15 protein-coding genes are annotated in these 16,224 nt (G+C 72.0%); 12 read left to right on the plus strand and 3 right to left on the minus strand.

The genetic code is table 11. From position 1 onward, the window contains the following. Positions 1 to 41: 41 nt before the first annotated feature. The 10 genes from AC4OXY_RS11625 (at position 42) to AC4OXY_RS11670 (ending at position 11,254) form a co-directional block, all read left to right on the plus strand. Positions 42 to 1,280, plus strand: a complete 1,239-nt coding sequence (locus AC4OXY_RS11625) for a MurT ligase domain-containing protein (protein ID WP_356026945.1) — start codon at positions 42 to 44, stop codon at positions 1,278 to 1,280. Positions 1,281 to 1,317: 37 nt separating this feature from the next. Further along, complete coding sequence (locus tag AC4OXY_RS11630; RefSeq protein ID WP_356026948.1) at positions 1,318 to 2,046, plus strand: type 1 glutamine amidotransferase; 729 nt, start codon at positions 1,318 to 1,320, stop codon at positions 2,044 to 2,046. Positions 2,047 to 2,248: 202 nt separating this feature from the next. Then, positions 2,249 to 3,274 (plus strand): 6-phosphofructokinase, encoded by a 1,026-nt coding sequence (locus AC4OXY_RS11635; protein ID WP_356026950.1) that lies wholly within the window; start codon positions 2,249 to 2,251, stop codon positions 3,272 to 3,274. 120 nt (positions 3,275 to 3,394) lie between these two features. Next, the gene (locus AC4OXY_RS11640) at positions 3,395 to 4,345 is read left to right on the plus strand and encodes a cytochrome c oxidase assembly protein (protein ID WP_356026953.1); all 951 of its coding nucleotides are present in this window, start codon (positions 3,395 to 3,397) and stop codon (positions 4,343 to 4,345) included. Between the two features lie 75 nt (positions 4,346 to 4,420). Next, entirely contained in the window at positions 4,421 to 4,588 is a 168-nt protein-coding gene (locus tag AC4OXY_RS11645; RefSeq protein ID WP_107471099.1) for a hypothetical protein, read from the plus strand. A 37-nt stretch (positions 4,589 to 4,625) separates the two neighbouring features. After that, a complete protein-coding gene (locus AC4OXY_RS11650; protein ID WP_356026958.1) occupies positions 4,626 to 5,120 on the plus strand; it encodes an Lrp/AsnC family transcriptional regulator in 495 nt (164 codons plus the stop codon). 152 nt (positions 5,121 to 5,272) lie between these two features. Then, a complete protein-coding gene (ddaH, locus tag AC4OXY_RS11655; RefSeq protein WP_362820259.1) occupies positions 5,273 to 6,082 on the plus strand; it encodes a dimethylargininase in 810 nt (269 codons plus the stop codon). Beyond that, complete coding sequence (gene rocD, locus AC4OXY_RS11660) at positions 6,082 to 7,314, plus strand: ornithine--oxo-acid transaminase (RefSeq protein ID WP_376288398.1); 1,233 nt, start codon at positions 6,082 to 6,084, stop codon at positions 7,312 to 7,314. The genes ddaH and rocD overlap by 1 nt, the downstream gene beginning before the upstream one ends. Before the next feature lie 139 nt (positions 7,315 to 7,453). After that, complete coding sequence (locus AC4OXY_RS11665) at positions 7,454 to 9,913, plus strand: SpoIIE family protein phosphatase (RefSeq protein ID WP_491993865.1); 2,460 nt, start codon at positions 7,454 to 7,456, stop codon at positions 9,911 to 9,913. Positions 9,914 to 10,024: 111 nt separating this feature from the next. Beyond that, entirely contained in the window at positions 10,025 to 11,254 is a 1,230-nt protein-coding gene (locus AC4OXY_RS11670; RefSeq protein ID WP_356026965.1) for a PP2C family protein-serine/threonine phosphatase, read from the plus strand. 19 nt (positions 11,255 to 11,273) lie between these two features. Here the strand turns inward: AC4OXY_RS11670 and AC4OXY_RS11675 are convergent, their stop codons facing one another. Together AC4OXY_RS11675 and AC4OXY_RS11680 are read right to left on the minus strand one after the other, a co-directional pair. After that, on the minus strand, positions 11,274 to 11,894 hold the full coding sequence (locus AC4OXY_RS11675) for a DUF305 domain-containing protein (protein ID WP_491993866.1): 621 nt from the start codon (positions 11,892 to 11,894) through the stop codon (positions 11,274 to 11,276). Positions 11,895 to 11,991: 97 nt separating this feature from the next. Further along, positions 11,992 to 12,390: a DUF6153 family protein gene (locus tag AC4OXY_RS11680; RefSeq protein WP_356026970.1), complete on the minus strand. Its 399-nt coding sequence runs from the start codon at positions 12,388 to 12,390 to the stop codon at positions 11,992 to 11,994. 228 nt (positions 12,391 to 12,618) lie between these two features. Between AC4OXY_RS11680 and AC4OXY_RS11685 the strand changes: the two genes are divergently transcribed. Together AC4OXY_RS11685 and AC4OXY_RS11690 are read left to right on the plus strand one after the other, a co-directional pair. Further along, complete coding sequence (locus tag AC4OXY_RS11685) at positions 12,619 to 13,344, plus strand: lysophospholipid acyltransferase family protein (protein ID WP_356026972.1); 726 nt, start codon at positions 12,619 to 12,621, stop codon at positions 13,342 to 13,344. Positions 13,345 to 13,428: 84 nt separating this feature from the next. Next, the gene (locus AC4OXY_RS11690) at positions 13,429 to 14,469 is read left to right on the plus strand and encodes an NAD-dependent epimerase/dehydratase family protein (protein WP_491993867.1); all 1,041 of its coding nucleotides are present in this window, start codon (positions 13,429 to 13,431) and stop codon (positions 14,467 to 14,469) included. Positions 14,470 to 14,535: 66 nt separating this feature from the next. Here AC4OXY_RS11690 and AC4OXY_RS11695 read toward each other — a convergent pair whose 3' ends face one another. Then, positions 14,536 to 16,143, minus strand: coding sequence for an alpha/beta hydrolase (locus tag AC4OXY_RS11695; RefSeq protein WP_491993868.1), 1,608 nt, complete (start codon positions 16,141 to 16,143; stop codon positions 14,536 to 14,538). Between the last annotated feature and the right edge of the window lie 81 nt (positions 16,144 to 16,224).

A 16,224-nucleotide genomic window follows, 5' to 3' on the forward strand; every position in this document is an offset into this window, starting at 1 on the left:
GGCCCCAGGCGCGGCGCGTACGCAAGGAGGATCGAGAACTGATGGCAGGCAACTCGGACCCGCTCACGCCGCGGGCCAAGCTGGCCGTGACCGCGGGAAAGGCGGTCGCTGCGGCATCGCGAGCCGCAGGACGCGGCAGCGGGTCGGTGATCGGTGGCCGGGTCGCGCTGAAACTCGACCCCGACCTGCTCGCCCGGCTCGCACAGAACCTGGACGTCGTCCTGGTGTCGGCGACCAACGGCAAGACCACGACGACCCGGCTGATCGCCGAGGCGCTGCGCGCCGCGGGCCCGGTCGTCTCGAACGCGCTCGGCGCCAACATGCCGGCCGGCATCACCTCCGCCCTCGCGGGCGGCTCGGAGGCCAAGTTCGGCGTCATCGAGGTCGACGAGAAGTACCTGGCCGGTGTGGCCCGGGACACCAGCCCGAAGTGCATCGCGCTGCTCAACCTCTCCCGTGACCAGCTCGACCGCGCCGCCGAGACGCGGATGCTCGCCGAGAACTGGCGCGAGGGTCTGTCCGGCTCCAAGGCCGTCGTCGTCGCCAACTGCGACGACCCGCTGGTGGTGTGGGCCGCCTCGTCCTCGCCGAACGTGGTCTGGGTCGCCGCCGGGCAGATGTGGAAGGACGACGCATGGTCCTGCCCGTCCTGCGGTGGCGTGATGCAGCGCCCGGGCGAGGACTGGTACTGCAACGAGTGCGGCTTCCGCCGGCCCCAGCCGTCGTGGGCGCTCTCCGGCGACCACGTGCTGGACCCGCACGGGTCCGCCTGGCCGATCCACCTCCAGCTGCCGGGCCGCGCCAACAAGGCGAACGCGGCCAGCTCCGCCGCCGTGGCCGCCGTCTTCGGGGTGCCGCCGCAGGTCGCCCTGGAGCGGATGTACCAGGTGCAGGCCGTGGCCGGGCGGTACGACGTCGTCCAGTTCCTGAACCGTGATCTGCGGCTGCTGCTGGCCAAGAACCCGGCCGGCTGGCTGGAGACGTTCTCCCTGATCGACCCGCCGCCCACGCCGGTGATCCTCTCCGTGAACGCCCGCGGCGCCGACGGCACCGACACCTCCTGGCTCTGGGACGTGGACTACACCCGGCTCACCGGCCACCCGATCTTCGTGATCGGCGACCGGAAGCTGGACCTCGCCGTCCGTCTGGAGGTCGCGAACCAGCACTTCCAGGTCTGCGACACCCTCGACCAGGCCGTACAGGCGTGCCCGCCCGGCCGGATCGAGGTCATCGCGAACTACACCGCGTTCCAGGACCTGCGCCGCCGCGTCGGCAACTGATCCTCCGATCCTCTGATCCGCGAAGGGCGATCACCTCATGAGCGACAACCAACTGCGGCTGGTGTGGATCTACCCGGACCTGCTGAGCACCTACGGCGACCAGGGCAACGCGCTCGTCGTGGAGCGCCGGGCCCGGCAACGCGGCCTGGACGTGGCCCGTCTCGACGTGCGCAGCGACCAGCCGATCCCGACCTCCGGGGACATCTACCTGATCGGCGGCGGCGAGGACCGTCCGCAGCGGCTCGCGGCCGAGCGGCTGCGCCGCGACGGTCATCTGCAGCGGGCGGTGCAGAACGGCGCGATCGTGTTCTCCGTCTGCGCCGGCTACCAGATCCTCGGGCACGAGTTCATCAACGACCTCGGCCAGCGCGAGCCCGGCCTCGGCCTGCTCGACGTGGTCTCGGTGCGCGGCGAGGGCGAGCGGTGCGTCGGCGACGTGCTCGGCGACATCGACCCGCAGCTCGGCCTGCCCCAGCTGACCGGCTTCGAGAACCACCAGGGCGTCACCCACGTCGGCCCGAACGCCCGCCCGTTCGCCCGGGTGCAGATCGGCAAGGGCAACGGCACCGGGGACGGCACGGAGGGCGCGTACAACGGGACCGTCTTCGGGACGTACATGCACGGCCCCGTCCTCGCCCGCAACCCGCAGATCGCCGACCTGCTGCTGAAGCTGGCGCTCGACGTCAACGCCCTGCCGCCGATCGACGACCGCTGGTACGAGGCGCTCCGGGGCGAGCGCATCGAGGCCGCTCAGCAGCCGGCGTAAGCCACACGTCAGCACGCCTTCAGCGTGGTCCGGCAGACTCCGTGACGGGCCCGCCTGACGGACCGTCCGCTCATATGCGCGGGCGCGTCCAGCAGGCGGACGCCCGCTACGGAGCGACCCCCGCACGCCGGTAGGCTGGCCGGGAATCCGCCGGACGACGTGGTCCGGTTTCCCGGCCCACGTGGAGAAGGTATTTCGGGCTATGCGCATTGGTGTCCTCACGTCAGGCGGCGACTGCCCCGGCCTGAACGCCGTCATCCGGTCCGTCGTGCACCGTGCCGTCGCCGACCACGGCGACGAGGTCATCGGTTTCCGGGACGGCTGGAAGGGCCTCCTGGAGTGCGACTACACGAAGCTCGACCTCGACGCCGTGGGCGGCATCCTCGCCCTCGGCGGCACGATCCTCGGCTCCTCCCGGGTCCGCCCCGAGCATCTGCGCGACGGCGTGGAGCGGGCGAAGGGCCATGTCGAGGAGCTCGGCCTGGACGCGATCATCCCGATCGGCGGTGAGGGCACGCTGAAGGCGGCCCGGCTGCTGTCGGACAGCGGACTGCCGATCGTGGGCGTGCCCAAGACGATCGACAACGACATCGCCGTCACGGACGTCACCTTCGGCTTCGACACGGCCGTCACCGTGGCCACCGAGGCGCTGGACCGGCTGAAGACCACCGCCGAGTCGCACCAGCGCGTGCTGATCGTGGAGGTCATGGGCCGGCACACCGGCTGGATCGCGCTGCACTCCGGCATGGCGGCCGGCGCCCACGCCGTCGTCGTTCCGGAACGGCCCTTCGACATCGACGAGTTGACGCGGAAGGTCGGCGCGCGGTTCGAGGCGGGCAAGCGGTTCGCCATCGTCGTCGCGGCGGAGGGCGCCAAGCCCCGGGCCGGCTCGATGGAGTTCGACGAGGGCGGCAAGGACATCTACGGCCACGAGCGCTTCGCCGGCATCGCCCGGCAGCTGTCGGTCGAGCTGGAGCACCGGCTCGGCAAGGAGGCACGGCCGGTCATCCTCGGGCACGTCCAGCGCGGCGGCACGCCGACGGCGTACGACCGGGTGCTCGCCACGCGCTTCGGCTGGCACGCGGTGGAGGCCGTGCACCGGGGCGAGTTCGGCCGGATGACGGCCCTGCGCGGGACCGACATCGTGATGGTGTCGCTGGCGGAGGCCGTGGAGACGCTGAAGACCGTGCCGGTGGCGCGGTACGACGAGGCGGAGTGCGTCCTGTAGCCCGCCCGCGTTCCGTAGTTCACCCGAGAACAAGCCGCCCCCGGTCACAGCCGTGACCGGGGGCGGTTCTAGTCTTGGGGCGGACAACTCGTACAACCCCCACGAATCAGGAGCCGCAGGATGGACCACAGCGGGCACGGCATGATGATGGATCTGCCGCCGTTCACGCTGGGACGGGGGCTTCAGTGGTCCGCGGACCCGTTCTTCCTCGTCGCCTGCCTGCTCGGGCTCGGCCTGTACGGCTGGGGTGTCGTACGGCTGCGCCGGCGCGGGGACCAGTGGTCCGCCGGCCGTACGGCGGCGTACGTCGTCGGTGTGCTGACGGTCGCGCTGGTGATGTGCACCAAGCTGAACGACTACGGCATGGTCATGTTCAGCGTGCACATGGTGCAGCACATGATCATCAGCATGCTGTCGCCGATCCTGATCCTGCTCGGCGCCCCGGTCACACTGGCGCTGCGCGCGCTGCCCGTGGCCGGCAAGGGCCGCAAGGGGCCGCGCGAGCTGCTGCTGATGCTGCTGCACAGCCGCTACATGCGGATCGTCACGCACCCGGCGTTCACGATCCCGATGTTCATCGCGAGCCTGTACGTGCTGTACTTCACCCCGCTCTTCGACACCCTGATGGGGTCGAAGGCCGGTCACATCGGGATGATGGTGCACTTCTTCGCCGTGGGCATGGTGTTCTTCTGGCCGATCATGGGCGTGGACCCGGGTCCGCACCGGCCGGGTTACGTGATGCGGATGCTGGAGCTGTTCGCGGGGATGCCGTTCCACGCGTTCTTCGGCATCGCGTTGATGATGGCTTCGCAGCCGATGGTGAGCACCTTCGAGCACCCGGCCGCCTCGCTCGGCGTCGACGCGCTCTCCGACCAGAACGCGGCCGGCGGCATCGCCTGGGCGTTCAGCGAGATCCCGTCGGTGCTGGTGCTGATCGCGCTGCTCTTCCAGTGGTACCGCTCGGAACAGCGCCAGGCCAAGCGCATGGACCGCCTCGCGGACCGCGACGGCGACAAGGAACTGGCGGCGTACAACGCCTACCTGGCCTCGCTGAACACCCGCAAGAGCTAGCGCCGCCTGTCCGGTCCCGTCGAACCGGGTTTCGAGGCACCATGGTCGAGGACGGACCAAGAGAAGGGTGTCGCGATGCCCGGTTCCATGAACGGTTCCACCAAGGCGATGGGGGCTCTCACGGTCGGCGGGCTCGTCGTCGTGACCGCGTACACGGTCGCGCTCGGCAGCAACGGCTGGCTGTGGTTCGGCTGGGTCGTGCTGGGCCTGCTGACGCTCGCCATGGTCGTCACGCAGTCCTAGGCCGACTCCGTGCGGCGCGGCTGATTACAGTGCCCGCATGAACAGCAGGACCGCCTCCTTCGACGACCTCGACCGCAAGATCATCACCGCGCTGATGGCGAACGCCCGGACCAGTTTCGCCGAGATCGGCGCGGACGTGGGGCTGTCGGCCACCGCGGTCAAGCGGCGCGTGGACCGGCTGCGGGAGACCGGGGTGATCACCGGGTTCACGGCCACCGTGCAGCCGTCCGCGCTGGGCTGGCGCACCGAGGCGTACGTCGAGGTGTACTGCGAGGGCGCGGCGCCGCCCCGGCGGCTGGCGGAGGTCGTCCGGGCCTATCCGGAGATCACCGCGGCCATGACGGTGACCGGCGCCGCGGACGCGCTGCTGCATGTCCGGGCGCGGGACGTGGAGCACTTCGAGGAGGTGCTGGAGCGGATCCGCACCGAGCCGTTCATCCGGAAGACGATCAGCGTGATGGTGCTGTCCCACCTCCTCCCGGAGAGCCCGGAGGCGGGCGCCACCCAGGCGGCTCCGGACGGACCGGAGTGACCAGGATTATGCGCAGCACTCGTGCGTGAATACCGGCGAGAACGCATCGATGCTGCGTATGCGCGCAGCTCTTCGCACTTGTCGACCGTGGATCTCCGTTTCTACCGTTGTGACACCCCTCAGTGACACACAGGAACCGGAGGAGACCCTCTGTGCCCGAAAGCCGTGTGCCGCGCTCCCGGCGCTTCCTCGTCTGCGAACCCAGACACTTCGCCGTCCAGTACGCGATCAATCCGTGGATGCATCCCGACCGGCCCGTCGACGTGGACCTCGCCCAGGAGCAGTGGCAGGAGCTGATCCGCGCCTACCGCAGCCTCGGTCACACCGTCGACGCGGTCGAGCCGGTGCCCGGCCTGCCGGACATGGTCTTCGCCGCCAACGCGGCGTGCGTGGTCGGGGGCCGCGTCTTCGGCTCCCTGTTCCACGCGCCCGAGCGGCGCCCCGAGTCCGCGCACTACGACACCTGGTTCAAGGCGGCCGGCTACGACGTCTACCGCCCCGAGGCCGTGACCGAGGGAGAGGGCGACCTGGTGTGGACGGGCCGGTACGTGCTGGCCGGCACCGGGTTCCGCACCACCCGCGAGGCACACCGGGAGGCCCAGGAGTTCCTCGGCCACCCGGTGATCGGCCTGACCCTGGTGGACCCGTACTTCTACCACCTGGACACCGCGCTGTTCGTCCTCGACGACGACAACATCTGCTACTACCCCGAGGCGTTCTCGGCGGGCAGCCGCGAGGTGCTGCGGCGGCTGTACCCGGACGCGGTGCTGGCCACCCGCGACGACGCCCTCGCGTTCGGCCTGAACTCCGTGTCCGACGGCCGCAACGTCTTCATCGCCCCCCAGGCCGAGGCCCTGGCCGAGAACCTCGCCGGCCACGGCTATGTCCCCGTCCCCGTCGACCTGTCGGAGTTCCACAAGGCCGGCGGTGGCATCAAGTGCTGCACCCAGGAGATCCGCTGATGACCGCGCCCACCCGTGTATCCGCGCCGACGCGTACGGCCGCCGACCTGATCCGTGCGGAGGAGCCGGTCGTCGCGCACAACTACCACCCGCTGCCCGTGGTCGTCGCCCGGGCCGAGGGCACCTGGGTCGAGGACGTCGAGGGACGGCGCTATCTCGACATGCTCGCCGGCTACTCGGCCCTGAACTTCGGCCACCGCCACCCGGCGCTGATCGAGGCCGCGCACCGCCAGCTCGACCAGCTCACCCTGACCTCCCGCGCCTTCCACAACGACCGGCTCGCCGGGTTCGCCGAGCGGCTCGCGGAGCTGACCGGCCTCGACATGGTGCTGCCGATGAACACCGGCGCGGAGGCCGTGGAGAGCGCCGTCAAGGTGGCCCGCAAGTGGGCCTACGACGTCAAGGGCGTCCCGGACGGGCAGGCGACGATCGTCGTCGCGGCGGAGAACTTCCACGGCCGTACGACGACCATCGTCAGCTTCTCCACCGACGAGACGGCCCGCAGCGGCTTCGGCCCGTTCACGCCCGGCTTCCGGATCGTGCCGTACGACGACCTGGCCGCGCTGGAGGAGGCCGTCGACGAGACGACGGCGGCGGTGCTGATCGAGCCCATCCAGGGCGAGGCCGGGGTCGTCATCCCCTCCCCGGGCTATCTCGCCGGGGTGCGCGAGCTGACCCGGCGCGAGGGCTGTCTGTTCATCGCGGACGAGATCCAGTCGGGCCTCGGCCGCACCGGCCGCACCTTCGCCGTCGAGCACGAGGACGTCGTGCCGGACATGCTGCTGCTCGGCAAGGCGCTCGGCGGCGGCATCGTGCCGGTGTCGGCCGTGGTGGCCCGGCGCGAGGTGCTGGGGGTGCTGCACCCGGGCGAGCACGGCTCGACGTTCGGCGGCAACCCGCTCGCGGCGGCGGTCGGCACGGCCGTGATCGACCTGCTGAAGACCGGCGAGTTCCAGCGCCGGGCCGCCGAGCTGGGCGTGGTCCTGCGGGACGGACTGGCCGAGCTGGCGGGCAACGGCGTGGTCGGCTTCCGGGCGCGCGGGCTGTGGGCGGGCGTCGACATCGACCCGGCGATCGGCACCGGCCGCGAGATCAGCGAACGGCTGATGCGGGAGGGGATCCTGGTGAAGGACACCCACGGCTCCACCATCCGGCTGGCGCCCCCGCTGACCATCACGGCGCAGGAGCTGCGCTCCGCGCTGGCGGCCCTGAAGCGGGTCCTGGCTTCGTGACGTCGGAGTGACGTCGTGGGGGGGGCGGCCGTTCGCGGCCGGCCCCGCTCGTTCGCGTGCCGTGTCCGATGCCCGAAGAGTGAAGATTGAGTCGTGGACGGGTAGACCACTCTCAGCGACAGAGAGGTCGGCCGTGGGCATGCACGAGAAGCAGGACGTCGCCCGACCGTGGTTCGACGTGGCCGACGCCGCGCCCCTCCTGCTCGACGCACAGGGCGTGGTGACGAGCTGGACCCGCGATGCCGAGCGGCTGCTGGCGTACACGGCCGCCGAGGTGGTGGGCACCACGGTGACCGGCCTCCTGTCCGCCGAGGACGCGGCGCGGGTGCCCGAGCTGGGCGAGCAGTGCCGCAGGAACGGCGGCTGGGCGGGGCTGCTGACCGCACGGCGCAAGGACGGACGGCCGGTCCGCGTGATGGTCCGGATCACCCCGGCGATGGAGCCCGGCGGCGCGGCGCACTGGCTGGTCCTGCTCTGCGACATGTCCGGGGCGCGCGGCTGGGACATGAGCCGTGCGGTGCTGGAGCAGATGGTGACCGACTCCCCCGTCGGCATAGCGATCGTGGACACCGATCTGCGGTGCGTCTGGTCGAACGCGGCCCTGGAGCAGTTCGGCGGCGGCCCGCCGCGGGAGCGGCTCGGGCGGCGCCTGGCGCAGATCCAGCCGGGCATCGACGCCGCGAGCATCGAGACGCAGATGCGGTACGTGCTGGCGACCGGGCGGCCGGTGGTCGGGTACGAGCACCTGGGCCGGGTGCGCTCCACGCCCCTGCGGGAGACGGCGTACATGATGTCGTTCACCCGTCTGGAGGACGACCGAGGTCATCCGATGGGCGTGTACTACACGGTCGTCGACATCACCGAGCGGCACCGTGCCCGGCAGCGTCTGGCCCTGCTCGACCGGGCCGGCGAGCAGATCGGCCGCACCCTGGACATCGTGCGGACCGCGCAGGAACTGGCCGACGTGGCCGTGCAGGACTTCGCCGACTTCGTCTGCGTGGACCTGCTGGACTCCGTGCTGCGCGGCGCGGAGCCGGAGCCGCGGCCGCTGTACGGCACCGGCGAGGTGCCGCTGCGGCGGGCCGGGCACCAGTCGGTGAACCCGGGGGTGCCGGAGGCCGTCGTCGGGATCGGCCAGGTGGCCGCCTACCTCGGGGGATCACCGCCGGTCCGCTGTCTGACCACGGGCTCCTCCTGGCGCGAGGAGCGGCTCGACCCGCTGGGCGAGGAGTGGGCCGCGGACATCCCGGGCGGCCGCCGGGCGACCTTCCTGGAGCGAGGCCTGCACAGCGTGATGATCGTGCCGGTCCGCGCGCGCGGTGTCACGCTGGGCGTCACGTCGTTCTTCCGGCGCCGGCGTCAGGAGCCCTTCGACGCGGACGACCTCAGCCTCGCCGAGGACCTGGTGTCCCGGGCGGCGGTCTGCGTGGACAACGCCCGGCGCTACACCCGCGAGCGGGACGCCGCGCTGGTCCTCCAGCGCAGTCTGCTGCCGCGCCGGCTGCCCGAGCAGGACGCCGTGGAGGTGGCCGCCTGCTACCGGCCGGCCGACGAGCTGACCGGCCTGGGCGGCGACTGGTACGACCTGATCCAGCTGTCCGGCGCGCGCGTGGCCCTGGTCGTGGGCGAGGTTCCGGGGCACGGGATCGACGCCGCCGCGGACATGGGCCGGCTGCGCACCGCCGTACGCACCCTCGCCGCGCTGGACCTGCCGCCCGAGGAGGTCCTCGCGCACCTCGACGACGTCGTCGCGCGCACGGTCCGCGAGGAGGGGCAGCGCTCCTCGGCCGCGCAGGACGTCGGCGCCCGGGCGGTGGGGCCGGGGTGCGTGTACGTCGTCTACGACCCCGTCGACGGACAGTGCACGATGGCCGCCGCGGACCATCCCGCGCCCGTCGTCGTCCTGCCCGATTCGACCGTCGTCCGCGTCGACGTCCCGCAGGGCCCACCGCTCGGGGTGGGCGGCCCGCCCTTCGAGTCGGTCGAGCTGGCCCTGGCCGAGGGCAGCACGCTGGCCCTGCACACCGACGGACTGCTGGCCCACCGGGACGGCGGCGGGACGGACGACGACACGGACCGCGACCGGCTGCGCACCGCCCTGGCCCGGCCCGCGTCCTCGCTGGAGCTGCGCTGTCGGGACGTGGTCGACGCCCTGGTGCCGGACCGGCCCCGCGACGACGTGGTCCTGCTGATGGCCCGGACCAGGCTGCTCGGCGCCGACCGGGTCGCCGACTGGGACCTGCCCGCCGATCCGGCCATGGTCGCCGACGCCCGCAAGGAGGCCGCCCGGCAGTTGGACGAGTGGGGGCTGGAGGAGCTCGCCTTCACCACCGAACTGATCGTGAGCGAGCTGGTCACCAACGCCATGCGGCACGCACAGGGCCCGATCCAGCTGCGGCTGATCAGGAACCGGTCGCTGATCTGCGAGGTCTCCGACGGCGGTGCCACCGCACCCCATCTGCGCCATCCGCGCACCACGGACGAGGGGGGCCGCGGGCTGCTGCTGGTCTCCCAGGTCACCGAGCGCTGGGGAACCCGCTTCGTGCCCGACGGGAAGGTCATCTGGGCCGAGCAGAACCTGACGGAGCCACCGGCCTGACGTGCGCGGCGCCCGTGTCCGTCGTATGACAGAGGGACACGGAGACAGAGGGACACGGACGGGCGAAGTACTCGACGGGAACGGGTGCGATCCGGCGGATGGGCGGCAGCCATGGACGACACGGCCATCGACTACGCGGCGGTGTTCCAGGCGCTGCCGGGCATGGTGGCGCTGCTGACGCCCGAGCTGGTCTACGTGGACGCCAACGTGGAATTCCTGCGCATGGCCGGGCGTACCCGTGAGCAGGTGGTGGGGCGGCACCTCTTCGACGTCTTCCCGGACAACCCGGAGAACGACGGCGCGTCGGGCATGCGCAGCCTGGGCGCCTCGCTGGCCCGGGTCGCCGCCACCGGCGAGCGTGACGCCATGGCCCTCCAGCGGTACGACGTCGAGGACCCCGAGCGGCCCGGGGAGTGGGAGGAGCGCTACTGGAGCCCGGTCAACGCGCCGGTGCTCGACGCGGACGGGAAGGTGAGGCTGCTCGTGCACCGGGTCGAGGAGGTCACCGAGCTGATCCGGGCCCGCGGCGGTCCCACCGGCAGCCGGGCCCGCGTCCTGGAGGCCGAGCTGTACACGCGCGCCCGTGAACTCCAGGAGGTCAACGAGCGGCTGCGCCAGGCCCACGCCCGCGAGCGCGAGGTGGCGCTCGCCCTGCAGAAGGCGATGCTGCCCGCCCGCCGGCAGGTCGGCCGCCATCACGCCGCCGTGCGCTACCGGCCGGCGGTCGGCGCGCTGAACGTGTGCGGGGACTGGTACGACATCGTCGACCTGGTGGGCGGCCACCGCATGGCCGTGGCCGTGGGCGACGTGGTCGGGCACGGGCTGGAGGCCGCCGGGGTCATGGGCCAGCTGCGCAGCGCGCTGAGCGCGGCCTCCCGGGTCGCCGTGGGGCCGGGCGAGGCCCTGAACGTCCTGGGGCTGTACGCGCACGTCGTCGACGGCGCCGAGTCGGCGACCGCCGTCTCGACGTTCATCGACTTCGACCACCACACGATCAGCTACAGCAGCGCGGGTCATCCACCGCCCGTCCTGATCCGCCCCGAAGGCGGGGTGGAGTTCCTCGACCAGGCCACCGACCCGCCACTCGACGCCCGCCCCGACCCGTTCCCCCGGCCGCAGGCCTGGACGTCGTACACGGAGGGCGCCACGCTCGTCCTGTACACCGACGGACTCGTGGAGCGCCGTGGCGAGGACATCGACACCGGTCTGGCGCGCCTCGCCGACTCCCTCGACCGGCACCGCGACGAGGACCCCGAGAGGCTCGCGGACCACGTGCTGCTGGAACTGCTGCCTCCCGGGGGTGCCACCGACGACACGGCGCTGGTCATCGTGCGGCTGTGACCGTGCGCGCCTGCCCGCGTCAGTTCTTGCCGAGGAGCTTCTTCATCTCCTTGATCTCGGAGCTCTGGCCGGTGACGATGGCGTCCGCCATGGTCCTGGCAGGACCGTAGGCGCCCCTGGTCCTCTCGGTGCCGGCCATCTCCAGGGCGCCCTGGTGGTGTTCGACCATCATGGACAGGAACGACGTGTCGAAGTCCGTGCCCCGCTTCTTCTTCAGGGCGGCCATGTCACCGTCGCTCATCATCCCGGTCATCCCGGGCATGCCGGAGTGGCCCGAGTGGTCCATGCCGGCCATCGGCACCTGCTCGCCCCAGGCCCTGAGCCAGCCGGTCATCGTGCGGATCTCGGGGTCCTGCGCCTTCTCGATGCGGGCGGCGAGGTCCTTCACCTGCGCCGAGGAGGCCCGGCCGGCCGCCAGCCGTGCCATCTCCAGGGCCTGCTGGTGGTGCGGGATCATGCCCTGCGCGAAGGCGACGTCCTGGGCGTTGTGGGCGGAGGCCGAGGCGGTCGCGCCGGGGGCGGCGGAGGTGTCGTGGGCGGCGCTGCCGTCGCTGCCGCCACCGCAGGCGGCGAGGACGAGGGCGGCGGCCGCGGCGACGGCGACCTGGGCGGCGCGGCGCGTGGGAATACGGGTGGTCATGCGGGAACTCCTGTGGTTCTCAAGGGATATGGGACACGGGTGAGCGCGACCGGGGGCTCCGCCAGGCAGGGGCGGGCGCCACGGCCGACGGGGCGTCCTATATCCGCAGGAGCTGGAGTTCGGCCAGGGAGGGCGGGGCGCGGGCGCCTTCCGACCGCGCCGCCGCGCGGGAGTGCGGGCGGACATCCGCGGCAGGGGCGGCCACGGGGTCGGGGACCAGGGCCGGCATCTGCGGCCCGCCGGTCACCGCGCCCGAGGCGCAGGTGGGGTCGGCGTGATGCATGAGGCCGCCACCGCAGTGCCCGTCATCGCCGGCACACGCGTCAGAGGCGGTGAGCGCGACGGCATGGACACTCCGGCCGTGCTCCGCGTGCCCCGCACCCCCGGCGGGCCCCAGCGCGTGCATCCCCAACAACCCCACCAGCACGGACAACACGAGCAGCACGCGCCGCCGCCGCTGGGGCGGGCGCGGGGCGTGCGGTCCGGTGCTGTGCATCGCAGCCATCGTACGGGGAGGGGGTATCCGAAGCACCGCGGGCCCCGCCGGACGGATGACGACGCCGCCCGCCCCGGGGCGGGGAGGCCGGCGGGCGCGGTGGGTATGAGGGGGTTGCGAGGCGGTTACGTATGACTTACGTATCACTACAGACGCATGCGGGCCGGCACCGGGATCATGCCGGGACGACACCGGTGCCGCCGGGCCCGGCGGAATGAGGGGCGAGCCGTGTTCTACCACCTGCTGAAGTACGTGCTGCTGGGCCCCCTGCTGAGGCTGCTGTTCCGGCCCCGGATCGAGGGCCTGGAGAACGTGCCGGCGTCGGGCCCCGCGATCGTGGCCGGGAACCACCTCTCCTTCTCCGACCACTTCCTGATGCCGGCGATCCTGAAGCGCCGCATCACCTTCCTGGCCAAGGCGGAGTACTTCACCGGCCCGGGGCTCAAGGGCCGGCTCACCGCGTTCTTCTTCCGCAGCGCCGGGCAGATCCCGGTGGACCGCTCGGGCAAGGAGGCCGGCCAGGCGGCGATCCGGGAGGGTCTCGGGGTGCTGGGCAAGGGCGAGTTGCTCGGGATCTATCCCGAGGGGACGCGCTCGCACGACGGGCGGCTGTACAAGGGCAAGGTCGGCGTCGCCGTGATGGCGCTGACGGCGGGCGTGCCGGTCGTGCCGTGCGCGATGATCGGCACGTTCGAGGCCCAGCCGCCGGGCAGGGTCGTCCCGCACTTCCACCCCGTCACCATCCGCTTCGGCAAGCCCCTCGACTTCTCACGCTACGCCGGCATGGAGCGGGAGAAGGCGATCCTGCGGGCCGTCACGGACGAGATCATGTACGCGATCCTGACCCTGTCCGAGCAGGAGTACGTCGACGAGTACGCGGCCGTCGTCAAGTCCCGGCAGAGCGCGGAGAAGGCCGGGAAGGAACGCAGGTTCCCGCGCGCGCCGCTCGGTTGAGCGACCGGCCGGCTCCGCCGCACCCCCCTCTGCCGACGGCAGAACGTCCGCGCCCCACGCCGCCCGCACACCTAGGCTCGCCGTATGAAGAAGGCTGTGGTGATCGGGGCGAACGGGCAGATCGGCCGTCCGACGGTGAACGCGCTGGCGCGGGACGGCTGGGAGGTGACGGCCGTCTCGCGCAGCGGCGGCCGCGACGCCGCGTGGGACGAGGGGGTACGGACGGCCCGCCTGGACCGCGCCGCCGACACGGCCCCTTCCGCTCTCTCCGCGCTGGTCGGCGACGGCTGTGAGCTGCTGGTCGACGTGGTGGCCTACGACGCCGCGCACGCCCGGCAGTTGACGTCCCTCGCGGGCCGCGTCGGCTCGGCGGTGGTGATCTCCACCGTGTCGGTGTACGAGGACGGATCCGGACGGAACTTCGACACGCTGCGCGATCCGGAGGGCTTCCCGGTCTTCCCGGTGCCGGTTCCCGAGGGCCAGCGGACGATCGCCGCGGGCGACACGTCGTACAGCACCAGGAAGGCGGCGCTGGAACGAGAACTCCTCGCCACCGCCGCGGAGTTCCCCGTCACCGTGCTGCGGCCCGCCGCGGTGCACGGGCCGTACAGTCCGCTGCCGCGTGAGCTGTACTTCGTGAAGCGGAACCTCGACGGCAGGCGCGAGCGCATGGTGGCGTACCGGGGCGAGAGCCTGTTCCATCCGTCGAGCGCCCGCAACATCGCCGAACTGGTGCGGCTGGCGGCGGCGCGGCCCGGTACCCGGGTGCTGAACGCCTGTGACGGTGAGACGCCGACGCCGGCGGAGATCGGCGCGGCGGTCGACGCGGTGATGGGCACGACGACGCGGACGGCGTTCCTCGACGGACCGCCCGAGGGCTCCGTCGGCGGCACGCCGTGGTCGGTCCCGCTGCCGGTCGTCTGCGACATGTCCGCAGCGGAGCGGGAGTTGGGGTACCGGCCGGTGGTGTCGTACGCCGAGAGCCTGCCGGAGACGGTGGCGTGGCTGACGGACACGCTCGCCGCGCGGGACTGGCGGGAGGCCTTCCCGTTGCTCGCCAAGGCGTACCCGGACCTCTTCGACTACGCGGCCGAGGACGTCTGGTTCGCGAATCGAGCGGCATGAGCTGCATGAGTGAGGGGCGGCCGGACGGTGGTGCTCCGGCCGCCCCTCGTCACCGTACGGTCCCGGTTACGGCTTGGGCGTGGCGTGCGGGCCGCAGGTCACGTCCGCGCCGTCCAGCTTGCCGTCGACCAGGTAGGCGTCGACGCGCTGGTTGATGCAGGGGTTCACCAGGCCCGTCACACCGTGGGAGCCCGCGTCCTTCTCGGTGATCAGACGGGAGCCCGCGAAGCGCTGGTGCAGCGTGACGGCGCCCTCGTACGGGGTGGCGGCGTCGCGGGTGGACTGCACGATCAGCACCTGCGGCAGGCCCGTGTGGGTCGTGACGTGGACCGGGTTCTGCTGCGTGACCGGCCAGGTGGCGCACGGCAGGTTCATCCAGGCGTTGGCCCAGGTCATGAACGGATAGTCCTTGTTGAGCCGGGTGTTGTCCCGGTCCCACTTCCGCCAGCTGGTGGGCCACTTGGCGTCGGTGCACTCGACGGCCGTGTAGACGGCGTTGCCGTTCTCCGCGGAGATGTTGCCGGCCGTGTTGGACAGGTCGGGGGCCGCCGCGTCGACCAGTGCCTTGGTGTCACCGGCGACGTACTTGCTGAACACCGTGGCGGTCGGCACCCACGAGGAGTCGTAGTACGGGGCGTTCTGGAAGAAGGAGATCAGCTCGGCCGGGCCGACGACCCCGCCGATGGGGTTCTTCTTGGCGGTGGCGCGCAGTTCGAGCCACTTGGCCTGGACGGCCGCGCGGGTGGTGCCGAGGTGGAAGGAGGCGTCGTTCTTCGCGACCCAGTCCTCCCAGTCCTTCCAGCGGCCCTCGAAGGCGACGTCCTGGTTCAGGTTGGCCTGGTACCAGATGTTCTCGCGGGCCGGGTTGACCACGCTGTCCACGATCATGCGGCGCAGGTGGCCCGGGAAGAGGGTGCCGTAGACGGCGCCGAGGTAGGTGCCGTAGGAGACACCGAGGTAGTTGAGCTTCTTCTCGCCGAGCGCCGCGCGGATGACGTCCAGGTCGCGGGCGGTGTTGGGCGTGGTCATCTGCTGGAGCATCGCGCGGCCGGTGCGGTCCAGGCAGCCGTCCGCGTACTGGCGGGCCAGCTTGCGCTGGGCCAGCTTGTCCGCCTCGGAGCCGGGCACCGGGTCCATCTTCGGCGCCTTGACGAACTCCTGCGGGTCCTCGCAGGAGATGGGTGCCGAGTGGCCGACGCCGCGCGGGTCGAAGCCGACGAAGTCGTAGGCCTTGGCGACGTTCGCCCAGACGGGGTTCTTGTTGGTGACCCGCGTCGGGAAGCGCATGCCGGAACCGCCGGGACCGCCCGGGTTGTAGACGAGCGCGCCCTGGCGCTCGGCCTTGGTGCCGGTGTTGCCGATGCGGTCGACGGCGAGCTTGATCTGCTTTCCGTACGGGTGCGTGTAGTCGACGGGCACGCTGACCCAGCCGCACTGGATCGGCTTGGCCAGACCCCAAGCGGCAGGACACTCCTGCCAGTTGATGCCCGCCCTGGCGGCGCGGGCGGCGGCGATCTCGGCACCCTTGGCCGCGCGGTCCTGGCCGGGCCGGCCGGTGGCGCCGGCGGCGCTGGCCGCGGGTGCCGACACGGCGCCGGCGATCAGGGTGGCGGTGACGAGTGCTCCGGCGGAACCGAGCGCCAGCAGGCGGCTCTTCGGTCTGTTGTCCCTCAAGTGGGCCCCTCCCCCTACATATGCATCGCTGCGAGTCGTCAAACGGGGATCCTCTCGGCTGTGAGCCGACTGTGAACAGGG

It is taken from the genome of Streptomyces sp. HUAS MG56, from assembly GCF_058673395.1.

Coding starts and splice junctions, on each gene's coding strand:
- AC4OXY_RS11670 (WP_356026965.1), top strand. CDS start 10,025: ATGGACGACACGGCCATCGACTACGCGGCGGTGTTCCAGGCGCTGCCG.
- AC4OXY_RS11675 (WP_491993866.1), bottom strand. CDS start 11,894: ATGACCACCCGTATTCCCACGCGCCGCGCCGCCCAGGTCGCCGTCGCC.
- AC4OXY_RS11630 (WP_356026948.1), top strand. CDS start 1,318: ATGAGCGACAACCAACTGCGGCTGGTGTGGATCTACCCGGACCTGCTG.
- AC4OXY_RS11650 (WP_356026958.1), top strand. CDS start 4,626: ATGAACAGCAGGACCGCCTCCTTCGACGACCTCGACCGCAAGATCATC.
- AC4OXY_RS11690 (WP_491993867.1), top strand. CDS start 13,429: ATGAAGAAGGCTGTGGTGATCGGGGCGAACGGGCAGATCGGCCGTCCG.
- AC4OXY_RS11680 (WP_356026970.1), bottom strand. CDS start 12,390: ATGCACAGCACCGGACCGCACGCCCCGCGCCCGCCCCAGCGGCGGCGG.
- AC4OXY_RS11645 (WP_107471099.1), top strand. CDS start 4,421: ATGCCCGGTTCCATGAACGGTTCCACCAAGGCGATGGGGGCTCTCACG.
- AC4OXY_RS11635 (WP_356026950.1), top strand. CDS start 2,249: ATGCGCATTGGTGTCCTCACGTCAGGCGGCGACTGCCCCGGCCTGAAC.
- rocD (WP_376288398.1), top strand. CDS start 6,082: ATGACCGCGCCCACCCGTGTATCCGCGCCGACGCGTACGGCCGCCGAC.
- AC4OXY_RS11640 (WP_356026953.1), top strand. CDS start 3,395: ATGGACCACAGCGGGCACGGCATGATGATGGATCTGCCGCCGTTCACG.
- AC4OXY_RS11665 (WP_491993865.1), top strand. CDS start 7,454: ATGCACGAGAAGCAGGACGTCGCCCGACCGTGGTTCGACGTGGCCGAC.
- AC4OXY_RS11625 (WP_356026945.1), top strand. CDS start 42: ATGGCAGGCAACTCGGACCCGCTCACGCCGCGGGCCAAGCTGGCCGTG.